At 55.0% G+C, this 19,873-nt stretch carries 22 protein-coding genes and 2 tRNA genes; 10 read left to right on the top strand and 14 right to left on the bottom strand.

Features of this window, described 5'->3' with window-relative positions; translation table 11 throughout:
• Positions 1 to 7: 7 nt before the first annotated feature.
• On the top strand, positions 8 to 421 hold the full coding sequence (locus tag ACR8BF_RS12435) for a CoA-binding protein (protein ID WP_179896159.1): 414 nt from the start codon (positions 8 to 10) through the stop codon (positions 419 to 421).
• Positions 422 to 456: 35 nt separating this feature from the next.
• On the opposite strand, the gene hspQ is transcribed toward ACR8BF_RS12435, so the two are convergent.
• Together hspQ and rlmI are read right to left on the bottom strand one after the other, a co-directional pair.
• The gene (gene hspQ / locus ACR8BF_RS12430) at positions 457 to 774 is read right to left on the bottom strand and encodes a heat shock protein HspQ (protein WP_179897122.1); all 318 of its coding nucleotides are present in this window, start codon (positions 772 to 774) and stop codon (positions 457 to 459) included.
• A 73-nt stretch (positions 775 to 847) separates the two neighbouring features.
• The gene (gene rlmI / locus ACR8BF_RS12425) at positions 848 to 2,038 is read right to left on the bottom strand and encodes a 23S rRNA (cytosine(1962)-C(5))-methyltransferase RlmI (protein ID WP_292990699.1); all 1,191 of its coding nucleotides are present in this window, start codon (positions 2,036 to 2,038) and stop codon (positions 848 to 850) included.
• 85 nt (positions 2,039 to 2,123) lie between these two features.
• Here rlmI and yccX point away from each other — a divergent pair, with 85 nt between their 5' ends.
• Positions 2,124 to 2,402, top strand: a complete 279-nt coding sequence (gene yccX, locus ACR8BF_RS12420) for an acylphosphatase (protein WP_314983484.1) — start codon at positions 2,124 to 2,126, stop codon at positions 2,400 to 2,402.
• Here the strand turns inward: yccX and ACR8BF_RS12415 are convergent, their stop codons facing one another.
• Both ACR8BF_RS12415 and yccA read right to left on the bottom strand, forming a co-directional pair.
• On the bottom strand, positions 2,403 to 2,729 hold the full coding sequence (locus tag ACR8BF_RS12415; protein WP_179896154.1) for a TusE/DsrC/DsvC family sulfur relay protein: 327 nt from the start codon (positions 2,727 to 2,729) through the stop codon (positions 2,403 to 2,405). It lies immediately after the preceding gene.
• A 104-nt stretch (positions 2,730 to 2,833) separates the two neighbouring features.
• Complete coding sequence (gene yccA / locus ACR8BF_RS12410; RefSeq protein ID WP_003850014.1) at positions 2,834 to 3,487, bottom strand: FtsH protease modulator YccA; 654 nt, start codon at positions 3,485 to 3,487, stop codon at positions 2,834 to 2,836.
• A 220-nt stretch (positions 3,488 to 3,707) separates the two neighbouring features.
• Between yccA and ACR8BF_RS12405 the strand changes: the two genes are divergently transcribed.
• The 3 genes from ACR8BF_RS12405 (at position 3,708) to agp (ending at position 5,857) form a co-directional block, all read left to right on the top strand.
• A tRNA-Ser gene (locus ACR8BF_RS12405) sits at positions 3,708 to 3,795 on the top strand.
• 68 nt (positions 3,796 to 3,863) lie between these two features.
• A tRNA-Ser gene (locus ACR8BF_RS12400) sits at positions 3,864 to 3,951 on the top strand.
• A gap of 271 nt (positions 3,952 to 4,222) precedes the next feature.
• A complete protein-coding gene (agp, locus tag ACR8BF_RS12395) occupies positions 4,223 to 5,857 on the top strand; it encodes a bifunctional glucose-1-phosphatase/inositol phosphatase (protein ID WP_434745051.1) in 1,635 nt (544 codons plus the stop codon).
• A 66-nt stretch (positions 5,858 to 5,923) separates the two neighbouring features.
• Here agp and ACR8BF_RS12390 read toward each other — a convergent pair whose 3' ends face one another.
• Genes ACR8BF_RS12390 through wrbA form a run of 3 tightly spaced genes read right to left on the bottom strand, consistent with a single transcriptional unit; the run spans position 5,924 to position 8,201 of the window.
• Entirely contained in the window at positions 5,924 to 7,297 is a 1,374-nt protein-coding gene (locus ACR8BF_RS12390; RefSeq protein WP_434745050.1) for an NAD-dependent succinate-semialdehyde dehydrogenase, read from the bottom strand.
• 53 nt (positions 7,298 to 7,350) lie between these two features.
• Entirely contained in the window at positions 7,351 to 7,581 is a 231-nt protein-coding gene (locus ACR8BF_RS12385; RefSeq protein WP_003850006.1) for a YccJ family protein, read from the bottom strand.
• A 20-nt stretch (positions 7,582 to 7,601) separates the two neighbouring features.
• Positions 7,602 to 8,201, bottom strand: coding sequence for an NAD(P)H:quinone oxidoreductase (wrbA, locus tag ACR8BF_RS12380; RefSeq protein WP_434745049.1), 600 nt, complete (start codon positions 8,199 to 8,201; stop codon positions 7,602 to 7,604).
• A gap of 298 nt (positions 8,202 to 8,499) precedes the next feature.
• Between wrbA and ACR8BF_RS12375 the strand changes: the two genes are divergently transcribed.
• Both ACR8BF_RS12375 and ACR8BF_RS12370 read left to right on the top strand, forming a co-directional pair.
• On the top strand, positions 8,500 to 8,673 hold the full coding sequence (locus ACR8BF_RS12375; RefSeq protein WP_013357370.1) for a general stress protein: 174 nt from the start codon (positions 8,500 to 8,502) through the stop codon (positions 8,671 to 8,673).
• Positions 8,674 to 8,769: 96 nt separating this feature from the next.
• A complete protein-coding gene (locus ACR8BF_RS12370) occupies positions 8,770 to 9,684 on the top strand; it encodes a DMT family transporter (protein ID WP_292990723.1) in 915 nt (304 codons plus the stop codon).
• On the opposite strand, the gene rutG is transcribed toward ACR8BF_RS12370, so the two are convergent.
• The 6 genes from rutG to rutA are packed head-to-tail and all read right to left on the bottom strand — an operon-like array spanning position 9,685 to position 14,624.
• A complete protein-coding gene (rutG, locus tag ACR8BF_RS12365; protein ID WP_292990726.1) occupies positions 9,685 to 11,013 on the bottom strand; it encodes a pyrimidine utilization transport protein G in 1,329 nt (442 codons plus the stop codon).
• 46 nt (positions 11,014 to 11,059) lie between these two features.
• Complete coding sequence (gene rutF, locus ACR8BF_RS12360; protein WP_314983488.1) at positions 11,060 to 11,575, bottom strand: NADH-dependent FMN reductase RutF; 516 nt, start codon at positions 11,573 to 11,575, stop codon at positions 11,060 to 11,062.
• A gap of 19 nt (positions 11,576 to 11,594) precedes the next feature.
• Entirely contained in the window at positions 11,595 to 12,404 is an 810-nt protein-coding gene (rutD, locus tag ACR8BF_RS12355) for a pyrimidine utilization protein D (protein ID WP_314983489.1), read from the bottom strand.
• A complete protein-coding gene (rutC, locus tag ACR8BF_RS12350; protein ID WP_314983490.1) occupies positions 12,404 to 12,799 on the bottom strand; it encodes a pyrimidine utilization protein C in 396 nt (131 codons plus the stop codon). Before rutC ends, rutD begins: the two co-directional genes overlap by 1 nt.
• Before the next feature lie 20 nt (positions 12,800 to 12,819).
• Positions 12,820 to 13,533 carry a pyrimidine utilization protein B gene (gene rutB / locus ACR8BF_RS12345; protein WP_292990739.1) on the bottom strand — a complete coding sequence of 238 codons (714 nt, stop codon included), beginning with the start codon at positions 13,531 to 13,533 and terminating at the stop codon, positions 12,820 to 12,822.
• Positions 13,533 to 14,624: a pyrimidine utilization protein A gene (rutA, locus tag ACR8BF_RS12340; protein WP_292990742.1), complete on the bottom strand. Its 1,092-nt coding sequence runs from the start codon at positions 14,622 to 14,624 to the stop codon at positions 13,533 to 13,535. The genes rutB and rutA overlap by 1 nt, the downstream gene beginning before the upstream one ends.
• Positions 14,625 to 14,930: 306 nt before the next feature.
• On the opposite strand from rutA, the gene rutR reads away from it, so the two are divergent.
• Positions 14,931 to 15,566 (top strand): HTH-type transcriptional regulator RutR, encoded by a 636-nt coding sequence (rutR, locus tag ACR8BF_RS12335; RefSeq protein ID WP_292990745.1) that lies wholly within the window; start codon positions 14,931 to 14,933, stop codon positions 15,564 to 15,566.
• 38 nt (positions 15,567 to 15,604) lie between these two features.
• On the top strand, positions 15,605 to 16,579 hold the full coding sequence (locus ACR8BF_RS12330; protein WP_292990748.1) for a metal-dependent hydrolase: 975 nt from the start codon (positions 15,605 to 15,607) through the stop codon (positions 16,577 to 16,579).
• Between the two features lie 44 nt (positions 16,580 to 16,623).
• Here the strand turns inward: ACR8BF_RS12330 and cycA are convergent, their stop codons facing one another.
• Positions 16,624 to 18,018 carry a D-serine/D-alanine/glycine transporter gene (gene cycA, locus ACR8BF_RS12325; protein WP_292990750.1) on the bottom strand — a complete coding sequence of 465 codons (1,395 nt, stop codon included), beginning with the start codon at positions 18,016 to 18,018 and terminating at the stop codon, positions 16,624 to 16,626.
• Positions 18,019 to 18,303: 285 nt separating this feature from the next.
• Here cycA and ACR8BF_RS12320 point away from each other — a divergent pair, with 285 nt between their 5' ends.
• Positions 18,304 to 18,996: an extensin-like domain-containing protein gene (locus tag ACR8BF_RS12320; protein WP_434745048.1), complete on the top strand. Its 693-nt coding sequence runs from the start codon at positions 18,304 to 18,306 to the stop codon at positions 18,994 to 18,996.
• Positions 18,997 to 19,873 lie beyond the last annotated feature (877 nt).

Raw genomic sequence — 19,873 nt, 5'->3', positions numbered from 1 at the left:
GGTAAACATGAACGACCAGACAATTCGTGACGTGCTGACGCGAACTCAACGTATCGCCTTAGTCGGGGCAAGTGATCGGCCCGAACGGCCGAGTTACGGTGTAATGAAGTATCTGCTTGATCAGGGCTATGAAGTCATCCCGGTTAGCCCAAAACTGGCCGGTAAAACGCTGCTGGGACAACAGGGTTATGCCAGCCTGGCGGATGTACCGGGTGAGATTGATATGGTGGATGTCTTCCGCAATTCTGAAGCGGCATGGGGCGTGGCACAGGAAGCAATCGCCGTGGGGGCAAAAACACTCTGGCTGCAACTGGGTGTGATTAATGAGCAGGCGGCGGTGCTGGCTCAGGATGCGGGAATGACGGTGATTATGGATCGCTGCCCGAAGATTGAAATTCCGCGTCTTGGGATAACGCGGTAAAAAATTAGCGTGGCGGCAGAGCGTGCCGCCACAGATTAATGTCGCAGATGCGGCGCCTGTAATTGCTGGCGTACTGATGCCGCCAGTTCATCCATTGAAGGCTGCTCAGGGTGTTCAATGCTGGTTTCACCGGAAAGCTGGATCTCTGCGACATAGGTGTGAACCTGATCGCCTTCCTCATCTTCCATCACCACATGATACCAGGGCGCGGTACGCATTTTCTCTTCCGCACCAACATCTTCAATTGCAGGCTCATCTAACGAGTATTCAGGATCGACATCGACGATCACGCCCAGTACGCCGGACAGACGATGACGAACCTGCTGACCAATACCAAATTTACTGGCAATCATTTTACTGACAATCATAATGACCTCCGAAAAAAAGCTCTTCTGTCAATATGGGGGCAGGAGCCGTTTTTTCAAGTCACATCACGCGGCAGGCGAAACCTTTCAGGTAGAGACCTTCCGGATAGCTGGCGATGACTGGATGATCGGCTGCCTGACGGAACTGCTCAATAAACTGCACTTCGCGGCCCGCATCCAGCGCGGCATCGGCGATGATCTTCTGAAACAGATCGGTGGCCATCAGACCTGAGCAGGAGTAAGTCATTAAGACGCCACCCGGATTCAATAATTGAATAGCGAGCATATTAATGTCTTTATAACCACGACAGGCGCCCATCAACTGGCTTTTGTTTTCGACGAACTTCGGCGGATCCATGATGATCAGATCAAATTTCTCACCACTGTCACGATAACGGCGCAGCAGTTTGAAAACATCATCACGCTCAAAGCGCGCACGGGAGAGATCCAGCTCATTCAGTTCAACGTTCTGACGGGCAACGTCCAGCGCTTCCTGTGAGGTATCGACGCTGATCACTTCTTTACAGCCGCCCATCAGTGCAGAAACTGCGAACCCGCCGGTATAAGAGAAGCAGTTAAGGACGCGTGCATCCTGAGCGTAGCGACGCGTAGCGAGACGGCTGTCACGCTGATCAAGGTAATAGCCGGTTTTGTGGCCGCCCTGAATATCAACCAGTAACTTCATGCCATGTTCTGTAATCGGCAACAGCGGCGGTGGCAGTTCACCGGTGACGATGCCTTGTGTCAGCTCCAGACCTTCTTTCTTACGAACGGCGACGTCAGAACGGTCATAGATGGCGCAGCCGGGGAAACACTGTTGCAGGGCAGTGATAATCGCCGCGCGCTGATATTCCGCGCCAGCCGAGAGCAACTGCATCACTAAAAAGTTGCCAAAACGATCAATGGTGACGCCCGGCAAATTATCAGATTCACCGGCGATCAGGCGATAACTGTCCAGACCATCACGGGCCGCCAGCCATTTGCGCCACTGCTGCGCCTGTTCAAAACGGCGGACAAAGAAGGCGATATCGATGGATTCATCGGCCTGCCAGCTCCAGACACGGGCGCGAATCTGCGACTCAGGTGAATAAGCGGCGCGAGCCAGCCATTTACCGTTGCTGTCACAAACGTCAATGGTTTCACCCAGTTGCGCTTTACCTTCCAGCCGCGCAACGGCACCTGAAAAGACCCATGGATGACGACGGAGCAGGGACTTTTCACGTCCCTTTGCGAGAATCAATCTGACTGTCATAGTTTGCTATGCTTACCTGAAAAAATGAGGCGCCATTGTCCGGTGGATAACGGGAAATTGCAACGAACAGCAGCAGGAGAGAATAATGTCAGCAGCCTGTTTTAAAGCATGGGTTCATGGCCACGTCCAGGGCGTCGGGTTTCGTTACAGCACGCAGGCAGAAGCCAGGGCGCTTAGCGTGCTGGGTTACGCGAAAAATCTGGATGACGGCAGTGTCGAGGTGTTGGCCTGGGGAGAGGCTGAGCAGGTCGAGGCGCTAATCGCCTGGCTTAAAGCAGGCGGGCCACGCAGTGCGCGCGTTGATAAGGTGCTGGTGGAGCCGCACCAGCCCGCAGAACCGCCCCGTGATTTCAGAACGGGCTAATTACAGACATTTCGCCGGTTTAGGCAGACCGGCGATTTTCGTCGCCTGTTTAGCCGGCCCTTCAGGAAAAAGGCGGAACAGGTAGCGGCTGTTACCTTTCTCTTCCCCATACTTTTGCGCCATCGCCTTTACCAGCATCCGCACGGCGGGGGAGGTGTTAAATTCCAGATAAAATGCGCGCACAAAATGGACCACTTCCCAGTGTGCCTCAGTCAGGGTGAGGCCCTCCAGTCCGGCAATATGTGCCGCCAGCGCTTCACTCCAGTCGTCGATACTCTTCAGATAGCCTTCGGCATCGACGGCGATTTCGTTACCGTTAAAATTCACGTGACGTCCCCTTTATTAATGACGGGCAGTTTAGCAAACATGGCGGGCAGTAAAAGCAAAAACCCCGCCGAAGCGGGGTTTTACAGACCGACAGTCACTGCCAGTTAGTTACTGCGGGCAAAACCCAGCAGGCTCAGCAGGCTGACGAAGATGTTGTACAACGAAACATAGAGGCTGACCGTCGCCCGGATGTAGTTGGTTTCGCCACCGTGAATGATGTTGCTGGTTTCCCACAAAATCGCACCGGCTGAAAACAAAATGAAGAGGGCGCTGATGGCCAGATGCAATGCAGGCAGCTGCAGGAAGATGTTGGCGACCACAGCAACCAGCAACACGACGAAACCTGCCATCATCATGCCGCCGAGGAAGGACATATCACGACGGGTGGTCAGCACGTAAGCTGAACAGCAGAAGAACACCAGCGCTGTGCCGCCCAGCGCCAGCGCTATCACGTCACCCATGCCTGCGGTTAAGAAGGAACTCAGGATAGGCCCCAGGCAATATCCCAGAAAGCCGGTAAAAGCAAAAGCAGCCAGGATGCCCATCGGGCTGTTAGCCAGACGGTAGGTTAAAAACATCAGGCCATAGAAGCCGACCAGCATCAGGATTAACCCCGGCGCAGGCAGGGCCAGCAGGGTGCTGGCTGTCGCCGTAACGGCTGAGAAAGCCAGGGTCAGTCCAAGAAGAAAATAGGTATTGCGCAGAACTCTGTGCGTTGACAGCAATGAGGACTGCGATGAGGTGACAATTCTTTCCATGTTGCGCTCCTTTAAGCAGAACACCAAATATGTGCCGAGAATACGCAGGCCATTAAAGAGGGAAAAGGCGTTTTACCCTTCTTTACGCGTTAATCTGCTAATTGTTTGAGCAGAGTGGCGATTTTGACATCAAAAAATCACAATCTGGCTGTTTTTCAGGCGAATAGACAGATAGGTGCTTTACATCCCTAAACGGGGTGTTTATAGTGCGCGTCATTGCGGAGGGGTGGCCGAGCGGCTTAAGGCAGCGGTCTTGAAAACCGCCGATGGGAAACCATCCGAGAGTTCGAATCTCTCCTCCTCCGCCACTTTATTTGCCATGAGCAATAAAGCGGTAGAAATCAATAATTTTGCCGATGCAGTACAGTTTCAAAACGGAGGGGTGGCCGAGCGGCTTAAGGCAGCGGTCTTGAAAACCGCCGATGGGAAACCATCCGAGAGTTCGAATCTCTCCTCCTCCGCCACATTTTACAGGCCAGCACTCAGTGCTGGCCTGTTTCGTTTCTGCCCTCTCTGTTTCTTCTTCCTGTCCGAAAAAAGCGTGCCTCTCTCTGTGACGTGTGGCTGCGCATTCATCTCTCCGGTGCATCTCTGCTATAGTCCACTCACTGTTTTTGCAAACATCTGGCGCATTTCTGAGGCGAGCTGAGTTACACTGTTGATTACATCGCTCTGAGGCGAGCTAATCGGTTGATAGCCAGAGTGTTTCTTTACTGAATGAATGGAATAGGCACAATGATCAAGAAACTGAGTCTTTGCGCATTGTCAGTGCTCGCTGCATTGCCGGTCGGAACGGTAGCATTTGCTGCTGAGGGTGATATGCAGCTGCAACAGGTGCTGATGTTAAGTCGTCACAATCTGCGTGCGCCGCTGGCTGATAATGGCAGCGTGCTGGCGCAGTCGACCAAAAAGAGCTGGCCGCAGTGGGATGTTCCCGGCGGACAGCTGACCACCAAAGGTGGTGTGCTGGAAGTCTACATGGGTAACTACACCCGTCAGTGGCTGGCACAGCAGGGCCTGGTGAAGAACGGCAGCTGTCCTGACAGCAATAACGTCTTTGTATACGCGAACAGCCTGCAGCGCACTGTGGCCACCGCCCAGTTTTTTGTCAATGGCGCCTTCCCTGGCTGTGACGTCGCGGTCACTCATCAGGATGAAATGGGCTCCATGGATCCTATCTTCAATCCGGTTATCACAGACGGCACCGATGCATTCAATAAGAAAGCACTGGCCGCGATGGCTGCCGCGAATGAAAAACTGTCGCTGAAGCCTGCCTTCCAGCGCCTGGAAAAGATTGTTGACTACAAAGCATCGCCTGCCTGCAACAACAAAAAGCAGTGTGACCTCAGTAGTGGCCAGAACACCTTCAGCGCTGAAAACGGTAAAGAGCCGACTGTCAGTGGCCCGCTGAAAGTGGGTAACTCTCTGATGGATGCCTTCACCCTGCAATATTACGAAGGTTTCCCGCTGGATCAGGTTGCGTGGGGACAGATCAAAACGCCTGAACAGTGGAAAGAGCTGTCTGCGATCAAAAATGGTTATCAGGATGCGCTGTTCACCAGCCCGGACGTTTCACGTGAAGTGGCGGCTCCACTGGTGGATTATATCCGCAGTCAGTTAGTGGATCAGGACAAAGCCAACGCGCCAAAAATTACGCTGATGGTCGGCCATGACTCGAACATCGCCTCACTGCTGAGCGCGCTGCAGGTCAAGCCTTATGAACTGCCTGATACTTACGAAAAAACGCCGATTGGCGGTCAGGTGGTTTTCGAACGCTGGCATGATGCGAAAAATGATAAAGACGTGCTCAAAGTTGAGTATGTCTATCAGACCGCCGATCAGCTGCGCAACGCGGACGTGCTAAGCCTGAAGAACCCACCGAAGCGCGTGACGCTGCAACTGGCAGGGTGTGAGACCGATGCCAACGGCTATTGCAGCTGGGATCAGTTCTCTCAGGCGCTGAATGCTGCGCTGCAGGGTACGCCAATGCAGCCTGCGGCGGCACCACAACCGGCAGCACAGTCTGACGACGACAGCGCAAAAGCCGCAGCGACGAATGACGCTGCTGCTGATAAAGCTGAAGCGGATAAAGCGACCGCAGCCAAAGCGAAAGCTGAAGCCGACAAAGCTGCCGCTGAGAAGTCTGAAGCGGATAAAGCCGCCGCTGCTGAGAAAGCAAAAGCGGATAAAGCCGCTGCTGAAAAGGCAAAGGCGGATAAAGCGGCAGCCGATAAAGACGCTGCTGAGAAAGAGAAGGAAGACAAAGCAGCCTCAGCCAGTGATGCGAAAACTGACCAGGCTAACGCTGCGAACAAGCCTGTTGCTGCGCACAATGACGAATCAAAGTCAGCGGCTGCAGCAACGCAGTAATCGCGCTATCTGGCCGATAATAAAAAACCCCGTCGAGACGGGGTTTTTTTTATGGCTGAAGGGCGATTAACCCGCGACAACCACCAGTTTCTGGTTAGCAAACTCTTTGATACCCAGATCAGAAAGCTCACGACCATAGCCTGAACGTTTCACACCACCAAAAGGCAGTTCCGCTGAGGTGTCGCTCTGCGAGTTGATAAATACCATGCCGGTTTCAATGGAGGACGCCAGTTTACGACCGCGCGCCGTATCCCGCGTCCAGACTGAGCCACCCAGACCGTAGTGCGAGTCGTTTGCCAGTGCCACAGCCGCGTTATCATCACCCACGACATAAACCTGCGCTACAGGGCCGAAGAACTCCTGATAATAAGCAGGGTTGTCCGGGGTAATGCCAGTAAGAATGGTGGGCTGATAGAAGCAACCTGCGCCTTCAACCGCTTTACCGCCTGTCACCAGTTTTGCGCCATTTGCCACGGCTTCGTCGACCTGTTTCACCAGACGGTCACGCGCGTCAGCGGAAGAGAGCGGGCCAAGGCTGGTCTTCTCATCCAGGGGATCGCCCAGTGTGGCAGAACTCAGCGCAGCGCTGAACTGGCTGATAAAGCGATCGGCAATCTTCTCATGAAGGATGAAACGTTTTGCGGCGGTACAGACCTGACCGCAGTTGCTGAGGCGCGCCTGCACGCCCTGACGGACGGCTTCGTCGAGATCGGCGTCATCCAGCACCACAAACACGTCATTGCCGCCCAGTTCCAGTGTCGATTTCTTCAGATGCTTACCGGCCTGCTCAGCCACGGCACTGCCTGCGCGCTCGGAACCGGTCAGGGCGACACCCTGCACCCGATCATCAGCAATCAGATCGGCGACCTGATCGGTGGAGATGAACAGGTTAGTCCAGGCACCTTCAGGCGCACCTGCTTCACGAACCAGCTTTTCAAAGACATCGGCACAGTGCGGCACAATGTTGGCATGTTTCGCCAGCACCGGGTTACCCAGTGCAAGGTTCGGCGCCAGCACGCGCATCAGCTGATAATAAGGGAAGTTCCACGGCTCGACAGCGACTAACACACCAATCGGGTGATACTCGACCCAGGCTTCGCCCAGCTCGCTGGGATAGGACTGCGGCTGCAGAATACGTTCCGCATTTTCAGCGTAGTAGCGGGCAATCTGCGAACAGATTTTCACTTCGCCACGGCTTTGACCAATCAGTTTACCCATCTCTTTACTGGCGATGGTGGCCAGCTCTTCCGCGCGGCTATCAATCAGGTCAGCCAGTTTTTTCAACACCTGCAGACGCGGCTGAATATCACCTTTGCTCCATGAAGAATGGAAAAGGCGATCGGCCACTTCGAGGGCATGGCTGACGGCGGCTTCATCGTGTGACGGCCAGCTTTTCAGCAACTGGTTGTTTGCGGGATTAATGCTTTGATAGGAAGACATAGGTACTCCTTGGTGATCTAAAAAATTGAGGGCGGGAAAGTCCCGCCCCTGAATCAGACGTTCTTGCGTTCTACGGGCTTGTCATCCCAGGTCAGGAGATCTTTATCGGTTTTTTCAAAGGCACGAATCAGCACGTCATCGCTGCCTTGTTGACGCCAGATCTCTTCTGCCAGTCTCTCATCGTAATTCGCCACTTCGAAAATGGCCTCGGCAATTTCAGGGGAGGTATGACGCAGACTTGCCCATTCGCCAACGTGATGTGCTTTCGATTGTTCAGTAGACATACTTTTCTCCTTTGATTAAATCAGTCCTGCAGTTTGACGGTGAGTCCGGCAACATGTTCACCCTGGAAACGGGCAATGTTGAGTTCCGCTTCTGTCGGCTGACGCGAACCGTCTCCGCCCGCCAGCGTGGTCGCACCATAAGGTGTGCCACCGCGAACCTGTGAGATATCGAACAGCTCTTTGGTTCCATACCCGATAGGGACAATCACCATGCCGTGATGCGCCAGGGTGGTCCAGACTGACGTAATAGTCTGTTCCTGACCGCCGCCAGTGCCGGTTGAAGTAAAGACGCTGGCGACTTTGCCAAACAGTGCGCCTGATGCCCAGAGACCGCCTGTGCGATCCCAGAATGTCCGCATTTGTCCGGCCATGTTGCCAAAGCGGGTCGGAGTGCCAACGATAATCGCGTCATAGTGCGGCAGCACGTTAGGCGTGGCTTCTGCCGCCTGCTGATCAGTTTTGCCGCCCACCTGTGCAAAGCGATCGGCCTCCATCGTTTCTGGTACCCGCAGAATATCCACTTCCGCGCCGGGAACCCGACGAGCGCCTTCTGCAACCGCGTTCGCCATTGTTTCAATATGTCCGTACATCGAATAGTAGAGCACCAGAATCTTAGCCATAGATCTCTCCAGGTGGTTTTGACGTCCAGAAAAAGTATAGAAGAGCTTTCGTTTTACGCAGGTGATGCTGAAGCCGCAGTGAAGATGTCGGGCAATAAATCTGCAGCTAATCGGTTGTATGCCGACTAAATGTTCGTTCTTTAATCAAATTGCTGGTGATAACTCTGTTGCGAAATGTGACTGGCGGAGGAGTCAAAGCAGAATCTGGCTATTATTTAATCAAGGGCTGAGTTCACGCTTCGGACCCTGAATCCTTTTTTTGATTCTTATTTATCGCACTACGCGACAGGAGCAAATCATGACAACGCATCGTGGAGGTTCAGGCAATTTTGCTGAAAATCGTGAGCGTGCCGCAGAAGCGGGACGTAAAGGCGGAAAAAACAGCGGCGGTAATTTCAAAAATGACCCGCAGCGTGCCGCGCGTGCCGGTGAAAAGGGCGGACGCAGCAGTCCTAAAAAAGCGGACGCATAACTCCGTATTGCCGCCGGTTCAGACCGGCGGTGAACGTCATTGCTTTTCTACTTCGCTCTCCCCACAATATCGTCCGAATCCATCATCAGGTGAATTATGTCGGACACACTCCGCGGTATAACCCTGCGCCTGACGCGGCAGGAACTGGTATTACTTTTTATCACTATGATCTGGGGCGGCACCTTTCTGGTCGTGCATCGTGCGATGCAGTACTCCGGTCCGTTCTTCTTTGTCGGCCTGCGTTTTGCCACCGCCGCGCTGCTGCTGGCACTGTTTTTCCGCCGTTATCTGGCTGGAATGACCTGGCTGGAGGTGAAAGCAGGCGTGCTGATTGGCCTGTCGATCGCCGGAGGTTATGGGCTTCAGACCTGGGGAATGCAGACCATCTCCAGCAGTCAGTCCGCTTTTCTCACTGCCCTCTATGTTCCGGTGGTGCCGTTGCTGCAGTGGCTATTTTTACGCCGTCCGCCGGGAGTCATGTCATGGCTGGGGATTGTGCTGGCGTTTACCGGCTTGCTACTGGTGGCCGGCCCGCAGGATGGCCGCATCAGGCTTAATGCCGGTGAAATAGCGACGCTTCTTAGCACGCTGGCGATTGCCGCCGAGATCATCTTAATCAGCCGCTATGCCGGTCAGGTCGATGTACGCCGCGTGACGTTGATCCAGCTGGCAGTGGCGTCGCTGTGTGCCTTTGGGCTGATGATCCCTGATGGGGAGACGGTGCCTGCGATCTCAACGCCGTTGCTACTCAGCGCGCTGGGATTGGGCGCGGCCAGTGCGCTGATTCAGGTCACCATGAACTGGGCGCAACGCAGCGTTTCGCCAACCCGTGCCACGGTAATTTATGCCGGAGAGCCAGTATGGGCTGGGGTAGTAGGACGTATTGCGGGTGAGCGTCTGCCTGCGCTGGCGTTGCTGGGTGGAGCGCTGATCGTCTGCGGGGTTATCGTCAGTGAGCTGCGGCTGAAACGAAAAAAAACGGTGCAGCCTGCTGCCACACCGCTGGAGTAGTTAACCCTGCTGCCGCGCCAGCGGCTTATCCTGCTGCGCCGCGCTGCGTCGGCGCAGAATGGCATTAAGGATAATCGCGCCAAAGGTAGCTGTACCGATCCCGCCCAGCGTGAAAGAGCCGATTTTCAGCGCGAAATCCCCTGCACCGAGAACCAGTGTGGTAGCAACCATAATCAGGTTGCTGTTCTGACCTAAATCGACATGGTTCTGCACCCAGATGCGTGCGCCTGCCACTGCAATCAGTCCGAACACCACAATGGATGCGCCGCCAATAACCGGGGCCGGAATGGTGTGGATTAGTGCACCAAACTTCGGCGAAAAACCGGCGAGGATAGCGATGATGGCCGCGGCAACAAACGCCAGGGTGGAATAGACTTTCGTTACAGCCATCACGCCAATATTCTCGGCATAGGTCGTCACGCCACTGCCGCCGATCGAGCCAGAAAGGATGGTGGCCAGGCCATCGCCGACAAAAGCCCGTCCCATGTAAGGATCGAGGTTCCGGCCCGTCATGCCCGCTACCGCTTTCAGATGTCCGAGGTTTTCAGCCACCAGAATGATCGCGACCGGTGCGATCAGCACCATTGCCTGCAGATCAAAGGTCGGTGCGGTGGTGTGCGGCAGACCAAACCAGGCAGCCTGTGACAGCATCGTAAAATCGACCGGCTTGCCCAATCCGAGACCGTTGGTCAGAATCGCATAGATTGCCCACGCCAGAATCAGACCGACCAGTATCAGCAGACGCTGAATCATTCCGTGGGTAAACACCGCCACCAGACCGATACAGAGCACGGTCATCACCGCGACCCAGCTGTCGAATGAAGAGGCGGAGACGCTGTGAACCGCGATTGGAGCCAGATTCAGCCCGATCGCCATCACCACCGCGCCAGTCACCACCGGCGGCATCAGGTTTTCGATCCAGCGCGTCCCTGACTTCATCACCACCAGCCCAATCAGCATGTAAAGAACGCCACAGGCGATGACGCCGCCCAGTGCCACGCTGAGATTGGGATTCAGTCCCTGACCACTGAAGCCGGTTACCGCAATCACCACCCCCACAAAGGCGGCGCTCGACCCAAGATAGCTGGGCACACGTCCGCCGGTAATAAAGAAGAACAGCAGCGTGCCAATACCCGAAACCAGAATGGCCAGATTGGGATCCAGCCCCATCAGCAGCGGCATCAGCACCGTTGCGCCAAACATCGCCACCGCATGCTGTAAACCCAGCACCAGCGTTTGCCCCAGAGGCAGTGTCTCATCCGGGGCGATAATACCGTTTTCTGTTAGTGCCGACTTCTTCTGCCATTGCGGAAACCAGGATCGTGCCATCGTCTACTCCAGAGCGCTATGAATGCCGGTGAGTTACAGGGAAGTGTTAACAGGCATCCTGCCGCATCAGGGGATGGTATCCCCGGTCAAACCAGGCCAGGCCGTGGGTGTCGTCATTGCGCACTAAGCCCACAACCTCACAGAACAGCGTGTCATGCGTGCCGACACTGACAATCTGCGTAATGCGACAGTCAAAAGAGGCGACTGCGCCGCTCAGCACCGGCGAGCCGGTCATGGCCGTCGACCACTCAGCGGCAATAAAACGGTCAGCCATGGGTGTTTTTCCGCCAAAAAGATTGGAGAGCGTTTCGTGTCCTGCCGCCAGCGTATTGACGCAGAGCTGCATGTTTTCGCGGAACACCGGGTACACCGATGCAGCGCGGTTCAGGCAGACCAGCAGCGTCGGCGGCGAATCGGTGACGCTACACACCGCAGAGGCGGTAAAGCCTGCGCGTCCGGCCGGTCCTTCTGTAGTGATGATGTTGACCGCAGCACCCAGCCGCGACATCGCATTACGAAACTCAGTTTTCTCAACGACTGGGGTAAGGGTTTCCAGGCTCATCGTGTTCTCCGCGAAAGGGTTAGCCGGCGACGCGCTGCAGCAGCTGCACGTCATCAGTCTGATCCAGCCACTGCAGTAGCAGGGCATTAAAGTTTTCAGGGTCGGTGACGCTCATGGCGTGGCCGCCCCAGGCCATCATCTGTTCAGTGGCGTTCGGCAGCGCCGCGGCCAGCCCGGTTGAGCAGCTCCATGGCACCAGCAGATCGTCCTGACTGGCAATCACCAGCACCGGTTGCGGAATGGCAGACGCCCGTGCGCTGAAGTCGGCGCTCATCAGGGCATGCAGCCGTCGCATCAGGTTTTCCATCCCCTGAAAATGCGTGACGTGATGGCTATCTTCCTGCTCCAGACGTGTCTGATGCTCGGCCATCCACTCAGCAGGATAGAGAAACAGCGGCTGAGCGCGGACGAAAGCTTCGACGCCGACATTGAGCAGCAGATCCTGCCGCACCTGAAAGCAGCGGCGGGTATGCGGATGCAGCGTCAGCCAGCCGTTGATCACCACAATCCGTTCGATCCGATCCGGATAATCCAGCGCCAGCTGCATTCCCACCAGACCGCCCAGCGCGTGGCCAATCAGGCTGAAGCGCAGGATGCCGTGTTGCGCCAGCGCGTTGGCCAGCTCAGCCGCCATCATCGCCATGTTGTAGCCTTCCGGTAAGCTGTCCGCGCTGCGACCGGTGCCGCGCTGGTCATAGAGCACGACCCGATAGCGTGCCGTCAGGGCCGCCAGCTGCGGCTGCCAGAAACCCGCCACGCCGCCCAGACCGGAAGAGAGTACCAGTGTCGGTGCCTCGGGATTTTGCAGGCCCAGAATATCCAGCTGCATCAGACCTCCGGCTTGCCGATGTGCGCCACGCTGGCGATCTCAATCAGCGCGTCAGGCTTGACCAGCCCGCACTGGATGCAGAAACGGGCAGGCTTTTCACCCGGGAAATATTCGGCGTAAACCTGATTCACCGCGGCGTAGTTCGACCAGTCGGTGATGAAGATCGAGTTAAATGTCACATCGGTCATGCTGCCACCGGCGGTCTCAATCACCTTTTTAATGGTTTCCAGTACGTGGCGGGTCTGCGCGGCGGCATCACCCACATGCACCACATTATTGTCACCATCAAATGGCAGCGTACCCGAGACATAGACCACCCCATCCGCCAGCGTGCCGGGGACAAACGGGGCGATGGGTGTGGTGGTACCTGGCGGAACAATGATGCTTTTCGGCATAATGACCTCCTTTTAGTGGATTATCGGGCGTTCAGGCTTTCGCAGAAGGTATCAACATCCGAGACCCAGCCAAAAAAGGTTTCGATGTTGAACAGCGCCGCCTGCTGAGCAAAGGGCGGACCAGCCTGATACGTGGCGTCTTCCAGTACGACCCCGAAGTACTCCAGGAAGAAGCCGTCGCGCAAGGTCGATTCCACACAGACGTTGGTGGCGATGCCGGTAAAAATCAGATGACGGATCCCGCGACTGCGCAGCATGCTGTCGAGCGGGGTGTTATAGAAGCCGCTGTAACGTGATTTTGGCAGCACAATGTCACCCGCTTGTGGCACCAGTTCATCGACCAGCGCATAATCCCAGCCGCCTTTCGACAGCAGCGAGCCCTGCAGTTCAGGCCGCTTGCGCATGGTTTTCAGCGCATTCGACTTGTGGAAGTTGGGGGAACCCGCGTCACCGGCTTCAACATAGTCACTGTCCCAGCCGTTCTGAAACCAGATGATCTGAACACCTGCCGCACGGGCCGCCGTCACCGCCTGATGGATCTTCTCAATCACCGGTTTCGTAGCGGAAACATCGAAGCCCGCCAGATCGAGGTAGCCGCCTTCAGTGGCATAGGCATTCTGCATATCGACAACAATCAGCGCCGTCTGGCCGGGTGGAAAGGCGATGGGCTCTGGCCGTGCAGGCAGTTCAACCTGCAGAGCATCCGGGGTGTGGGCACAATAAACGGTACTCATTATGCCACCTCCTGCTGTGCGTCGGGCAGGGCGCTGCGACAGGCCATCAGCGGCTGAATGTGCTGACCGAAGTTCTCAATACCTTGCAGGAAATCATCAAAGGTCAGCAGCACGCCGTGAGTGCCTTCAACCTGCGCCACTTCATCCAGCATCCGCGCTACGTTTGCGTACGACCCTACCAGCGTGCCCATATTGATGTTGACGGCCGAGGTCGGATCCGCCATCTGGCGCACATTGGTGTCACTGCCTGATTTGGTGTCCTGCTGACTCTGGGTGGTGAGCCAGGAGAGCGCCTCTTCATCCGCACCGGCTTTGTAGTGTTCCCACTTAGCCCGCGCTTCTTCATCTGTTTCAGCGGCAATGATCATAAACAGCACATAGGAGCCGACATCACGGCCCGCTTTTTCAGCGGCCTGCTTCATGCGAATTGAGGTCGGGCTGAACGCAGAAGGCGTGTTTACCCCTTTGCCGAAGCAGAAGTTGTAATCGGCGTGCTGGGCGGAGAAGGCCATACCGGCATCACTCTGTCCGGCGCAAATCACTTTCATCGGGCGCTGTGGTTGCGGACTGACGCGGCAGTCATTCATGGTGAAGAACTCACCTTTGAAGTCCGATTTTCCGGTGCCCCACAGGTCACGCAGCACGGTAACGTATTCGGTCAGATAAGCGTAACGGCTGCCGAAGTACTCATCACCTGGCCACATCCCCATCTGTTCATATTCTGGTTTCTGCCAGCCAGTCACCAGGTTAACGCCGAAGCGACCACCTGAAATGGAATCGATAGTGGATGCCATGCGCGCCACAATTGCCGGTGGCAGTGTCAGAGTGGCCGCGGTGGCATAAATCTCAATACGTGATGTGACGGCAGCCAGTCCCGCCATCAGGGTGAATGACTCCAGGTTATGATCCCAGAATTCTGTTTTTCCGCCGAAGCCGCGCAGTTTGATCATCGAGAGCGCAAAGTCGAAGTGGTAATGCTCTGCTTTCAGCACGATGGCTTTGTTCAGTTCAAAGGTTGGCATGTACTGCGGCGCATTGGACGAAATCAGCCAGCCATTGTTACCAATCGGAATAAAGACGCCTATCTTCATGTGAAACCTCGTTGCGATGGGGGAAAGGTGTTTCACGCGCTGCACTGCATCCTGCTACGTCCCTGTAGGCTGCGCTCAGTCACAATTCTGCAATCTGTGTGCCACATTTTTTATTCTTTTAAATAACAATGAGTTAAATTTAACCCAAAAGAGGTAAGTGGAGTAACGGGTCCATTTCGGACCATCTGGTCAAAATTCGCTGCACGTTTTGCATGCAGGGTGAGCAAAAAAGGTGCAGGACGCGGATTGGGCAGCGATGAATCCCTTTGCTATGATGCGCTGACACCAGATGGATGAGGTAAATGTGTGAATACCGATGAAAAAAAGCCAACGCGTCGTTCGCGTGCGGTCGCAGCGAAGCGGGCCGCCATACTGGATGCGGCATTAACCTTCTTCTCACAGTATGGCATTCACGGTACCAGCCTCGATAAGGTGGCTGAGCTGGCCGATGTCTCTAAAACCAATCTGCTCTACTATTTCCCCTCTAAAGAAGTGCTCTATGTGGCGGTGCTCAAACAGATCCTGGACGTCTGGCTGGCTCCGTTGCGCGCGCTGGCGCACGATCAGGATCCGCTGGTCGCGATCCGACGTTACATCCGGCTGAAACTGGAGGTGTCGCGCGATCATCCTCAGGCTTCCCGACTGTTCTGTCTGGAGATGTTGCAGGGGGCGCCGTTGCTGAAAGGAGAGCTGGCGGGCGATCTCAAGCAACTGGTGGATGACAAGGCGGCAATTATTGAACGCTGGATTGATGAAGGACAACTGGCCGGCGTACAGCCACAGCATCTGATCTTTATGCTCTGGGCCACCACGCAGCACTACGCCGATTTTGCTACTCAGGTTGAGGCCGTCACCGGCCAGACACTCAGCGATCCGGCGTTTTTCGACCAGGCCGTTGATAACGTTCAGCGCATGATCATAGAAGGGATTCGCGTACGCTAAATCAGGCCACATTCACCGTTCGGTGACGGAGTTAATCAATGGATTCTGTTTCGCAGTTCGTTCTGGGTGCTTCGGTCAGTGTCGCCGTGATGGGACGTCGGGTACCGGTCTGGCAGGCCGCGCTGGTGGGCGGTATCTGCGGCACTTTACCCGATCTCGATGTGTTTATTGACCATGGCGATGCGATACGCAACATGACGCTGCATCGCACGGAAACGCATGCGCTGCTCTGGCTCACGCTGGCATCGCCACTGATTGCCTGGCTTGTCGCGGGATGGTTTCGTCAGCGGGTGAAGTGGCCGCACTGGTGGCCCGCGATCTGGCTGGCGCTGATTACCCATCCGCTGCTCGATTTGATGACGGTGTATGGCACGCAGCTTGGTCTGCCGATCACTGATCATCCCTATGCCATTGGCAGTATTTATATCGTCGATCCCCTCTATACGCTGCCGCTGCTTATAGGGTTGTGCGTCGCGCTCTGGCGTCGTGGTGGTAAAGGGCTGCGCGGAAACCGACTCGGACTGATGCTGAGTACATTGTATCTCGTCTGGAGCGTGATGATTCAGGGCATCGCAGGCTGGCAGATTCGTGATTCGCTGACACAGCAGGGGATTGCTGCAAATAAAGTGCTGGTGACGCCAACTGCCTTTAACACGCTGGTCTGGCGCAGCGTAATTATGACGCAGGATCGCTACGGCGAAGCTTACTGGTCGCTGTTATCACCCTCGCATCCGTTGCAGGTCACGTGGTATCCGCGACATCCCGAACTGTTCGACGCCTTCCGGGGTAGCTGGTCCGCAGAACGTGTTGCCTGGTTCAGCCACGGCTTTTATGCCCTGCGTGAGCAGGATGGGCAGACGACGATTGCCGATCTGCGCATGGGCGAAGGCGATAATTATACGTTCACCTTTGGTCTGGGCACGCCTCTGCAGCCTGATCCACGGCCAGAGCGCTTACCTTATGAACGCCCCTCGTTTTCGGCTATTTTCTCTGCGTTGGGCGAGCGTCTGTAAAAAAGCCCGGTCAACTGACCGGGCTTTTTTCCTGCTGTTACCGATTAGCGGCCGCGACGATTACGCAGCATCCAGCCCACACCCAGCAGGGCAAACCAGAGAGGCGTCACCATCAGCGCCTGGCGCGTATCCTCCTGCAGCGTCAGCAGCACCAGCACAAAGGCAAAGAAGGCCATACAGACCCAGCACATGAACTTGCCCAGCGGCATCTTAAATGCTGATTCAGCATGGCGCTGTGGATGCTTTTTACGATACGCCAGATAACTGCACAGAATGATGGTCCAGACGAACATAAACAGAATGGCCGAAACGGTGGTCACCAGCGTAAAGACCTTCATCACATCCGGAATCAGGTAGATTAACGCTACGCCAATCAGCAGACACAGGCAGGAGAAGAACAGGCCAGTGGTTGGGACCGCACGCGCAGAGAGCCGGCCAAAGGCGCGACTGGCCACACCCTGCTGCGACAGGCCATAGAGCATACGGCTGGTGGAAAAGATGCCGCTGTTGGCTGAGGAGGCGGCAGAGGTCAGCACCACAAAGTTAACAATACTCGCGGCAGCAGGCAGACCAATCAGTACGAACATCTCAACAAACGGACTGCGATCGGCCATCACCTGGGTCCACGGCGTTACCGCCATAATCACCATCAGTGCCAGCACGTAGAACATAATCACACGTAGCGGAATCGCGTTGATCGCGCGCGGTAAGACTTTATGCGGATTATGGGTTTCAGCGGCTGCCGTACCCACCAGTTCAATACCGACAAAGGCAAACACCGCGATCTGGAACCCGGCAAAGAAGCCGCTCAGACCTTTAGGGAACATCCCGCCATGATCCCAGATGTTGCTGAGTGCTGCCGTGCCGCCCCCGGGTGAAGGATAGTGAATCGACACCAGCACAATGCCGGTCACGATCAGCGCCACAATAGCGACGATTTTAATAATCGCGAACCAGAACTCCATCTCGCCAAACAGCTTGACGGTGGCAATGTTGAGCGCCAGAAAAACGACCACGCAGAGCAGGGCGCTCATCCATATCGAGAAGCCTGGGAACCAGAGCTGGAAATAGGCGCTGATGGCCACTACGTCGGCGATGCCGGTTACCACCCAGCAGAACCAGTAAGTCCATCCGGTAAAGTACCCAGCCCAGGGGCCAAGCAGATCGGCGGCAAAATCGCTGAAGGATTTGTACTCAAGGTTAGAGAGCAGCAACTCCCCCATCGCACGCATCACAAAGAACAGCATAAAGCCGATGATCATATAGACGAAGATGATCGAGGGGCCAGCCAGGCTGATGGTTTTACCGGAGCCCATAAACAGACCGGTGCCGATAGCACCGCCAATGGCGATGAGCTGGATGTGGCGATTATGCAGATTGCGCTGGAGCTTATCGGGCGCGTCGGGGGCATGTGCGGTTTCTTTAGATTGATCAACCATAGAATTGTCTTTCCTGTCTTGATGTTGTGTCAGCTCTGCTGGCTGTTAGTAAAGGCATCTGCCCAAGGGCAAGTCGGATAAGATAGAGGAAGTCACCCCAAAGCCGGTAACAGTTTTTTACCTGATGTGACCCGGATCCTGCGCAGACGTGACAGCGGCAGGTTATTCTGGTCAATCCTCCGTCAAACTGAGTAATGATTCATCACGTTGTGTCAGGCCAACGGCGTGAAGGGCAATGAGCTTCTACACTTTTCGTTTGCTAATCATCATGCTGCAAAGGGGACTATGCGCACGCTTATCCTGTTTCTGCTGTTAATCGCGCTGGGATGGGTCAGCTTACCCTGGCTGAAGCAACATCTGCCGCCGCAGTTCAATCCTTTTACACCGCTCTCTGTCACCGATCCGCCGGGCTGGATCACGCAGATCAAGATGAAAAGGTTAAGCGATCCCCAGGCGTGTCTGGCGGTGATGCGCCGTGCTCAACAGGCAGGCTGGGTCAGTTTCAGCGAGCGTCCCGCCGTTACGGGGAACTGTCCGCTCAATCATCCGCTTCGGATTCATAAATTTGGGCCGGTCAGCCTCAGCAGCAGCTTTCTTGCCAGCTGTCCGATGGCAGTCGCCAGCACCATGTATGCGCTACGCAGTCGCGAACAGACTGCCAGAGATATGCACAGCCCACTGGTACGAATTACCCATGTCGGCAGCTATGCCTGTCGTAACATTTATCACCGCACACAGGGGCGGCTTAGTGAACATGCTACTGCTGATGCCTGGGATGTAACAGGCTTTCAGTTGGCTGATGGACAGCGGCTTGAAGTCAGTCGTCACTGGCAAAAGCCGGAAGAAAAAGCGGCCATGCTTCATACGCTGTGGCGCGGCGGCTGTGACGTATTCGGTAATGCACTGGGTCCGAATTACAATGCCGCGCACGCCTCACATTTTCATCTGGGTATGCGAGGAGCAGGCTATTGCCGATAAATCATCGGGCAGGATTAATACCGTGTTTGGTTAAGAGATTTTCAGAGGGTGACAGCAAATTCATTCCAGCGATCCTCGCTGAACCGGATCCATCGCTGCAAGAGTCTGTCAGCGCATGAGCACACTGATAAAGGACCTTAATTTAGTGCCAGGTATTTTAATAAAATAACGCCAGCGGAATAAACCACGTGTGCAAATTCTCAGCATTACCTGCGCCAGTTCGGCAGGCTTTATAGTGAAATTCCTTCACGATCTCTCTGGAAGAGATAAGCCAAATTAATCGTATAAATAATGAAGGAACCGTTAAGAAAAAGAAGCGGGCTACACCATCATTTATTTCTCAGGTAATTTAGTTGCGTGACTATCGGTGAGGTGATTTAACTGGCTATAATAGAGTCAGCATTCATCATGCTTTCACTATATATAGCCTTTTCCGCCATGCCTTGCGCTAAGGCAGACGAGGTCAGTGTCATAGTTGTGCTGTGCTTGCACCGGATTAGCCTTAATCAGATAAGTGGATATATCCCTGCAATCAGCGAATGGTTTAGCATCGTAACCTCATAGCGTGACTTAGCAGAATGCCTTTATTCAACAGGGCATCTTCACGCTTCCATGACACCCCGTAGTAACAGAGGCTGAACTGACGCAGGAGTGGCAGAACGTGGGGTGTGAGCCGGTGATTTGTTACGAGAAGGGGCACCACGATTTCGGTGTCGGCTGGCCATACCTGGACTTATGGCGACAATAACAAAGCGACTCTTATTTCCTGATAAAAATTATGTCAGCTAAAAAGAGCTGCTGCCTCACTTACCCGTTCACAATTAATGCCTTGTTTACTCGTTATTTACTCAACAGGAAACAGCGCTTTTGAATATTT

Origin of the sequence: Candidatus Pantoea rara (assembly GCF_051136265.1) — a bacterium.
Lineage (GTDB): Bacteria > Pseudomonadota > Gammaproteobacteria > Enterobacterales > Enterobacteriaceae > Pantoea > Pantoea rara.
Note: the sequence above shows the minus strand (reverse complement) of the source record. Positions and strands in the feature narration are given on the sequence as shown.

What these genes read in the sequence shown, in the direction of transcription:
- ACR8BF_RS12435 (WP_179896159.1), top strand. Translation starts at nt 8, where the DNA reads ATGAACGACCAGACAATTCGTGACGTGCTGACGCGAACTCAACGTATC.
- hspQ (WP_179897122.1), bottom strand. Translation starts at nt 774, where the DNA reads ATGATTGCCAGTAAATTTGGTATTGGTCAGCAGGTTCGTCATCGTCTG.
- rlmI (WP_292990699.1), bottom strand. Translation starts at nt 2,038, where the DNA reads ATGACAGTCAGATTGATTCTCGCAAAGGGACGTGAAAAGTCCCTGCTC.
- yccX (WP_314983484.1), top strand. Translation starts at nt 2,124, where the DNA reads ATGTCAGCAGCCTGTTTTAAAGCATGGGTTCATGGCCACGTCCAGGGC.
- yccA (WP_003850014.1), bottom strand. Translation starts at nt 3,487, where the DNA reads ATGGAAAGAATTGTCACCTCATCGCAGTCCTCATTGCTGTCAACGCAC.
- agp (WP_434745051.1), top strand. Translation starts at nt 4,223, where the DNA reads ATGATCAAGAAACTGAGTCTTTGCGCATTGTCAGTGCTCGCTGCATTG.
- ACR8BF_RS12390 (WP_434745050.1), bottom strand. Translation starts at nt 7,297, where the DNA reads ATGTCTTCCTATCAAAGCATTAATCCCGCAAACAACCAGTTGCTGAAA.
- ACR8BF_RS12385 (WP_003850006.1), bottom strand. Translation starts at nt 7,581, where the DNA reads ATGTCTACTGAACAATCGAAAGCACATCACGTTGGCGAATGGGCAAGT.
- wrbA (WP_434745049.1), bottom strand. Translation starts at nt 8,201, where the DNA reads ATGGCTAAGATTCTGGTGCTCTACTATTCGATGTACGGACATATTGAA.
- ACR8BF_RS12375 (WP_013357370.1), top strand. Translation starts at nt 8,500, where the DNA reads ATGACAACGCATCGTGGAGGTTCAGGCAATTTTGCTGAAAATCGTGAG.
- ACR8BF_RS12370 (WP_292990723.1), top strand. Translation starts at nt 8,770, where the DNA reads ATGTCGGACACACTCCGCGGTATAACCCTGCGCCTGACGCGGCAGGAA.
- rutG (WP_292990726.1), bottom strand. Translation starts at nt 11,013, where the DNA reads ATGGCACGATCCTGGTTTCCGCAATGGCAGAAGAAGTCGGCACTAACA.
- rutF (WP_314983488.1), bottom strand. Translation starts at nt 11,575, where the DNA reads ATGAGCCTGGAAACCCTTACCCCAGTCGTTGAGAAAACTGAGTTTCGT.
- rutD (WP_314983489.1), bottom strand. Translation starts at nt 12,404, where the DNA reads ATGCAGCTGGATATTCTGGGCCTGCAAAATCCCGAGGCACCGACACTG.
- rutC (WP_314983490.1), bottom strand. Translation starts at nt 12,799, where the DNA reads ATGCCGAAAAGCATCATTGTTCCGCCAGGTACCACCACACCCATCGCC.
- rutB (WP_292990739.1), bottom strand. Translation starts at nt 13,533, where the DNA reads ATGAGTACCGTTTATTGTGCCCACACCCCGGATGCTCTGCAGGTTGAA.
- rutA (WP_292990742.1), bottom strand. Translation starts at nt 14,624, where the DNA reads ATGAAGATAGGCGTCTTTATTCCGATTGGTAACAATGGCTGGCTGATT.
- ACR8BF_RS12330 (WP_292990748.1), top strand. Translation starts at nt 15,605, where the DNA reads ATGGATTCTGTTTCGCAGTTCGTTCTGGGTGCTTCGGTCAGTGTCGCC.
- cycA (WP_292990750.1), bottom strand. Translation starts at nt 18,018, where the DNA reads ATGGTTGATCAATCTAAAGAAACCGCACATGCCCCCGACGCGCCCGAT.
- ACR8BF_RS12320 (WP_434745048.1), top strand. Translation starts at nt 18,304, where the DNA reads ATGCGCACGCTTATCCTGTTTCTGCTGTTAATCGCGCTGGGATGGGTC.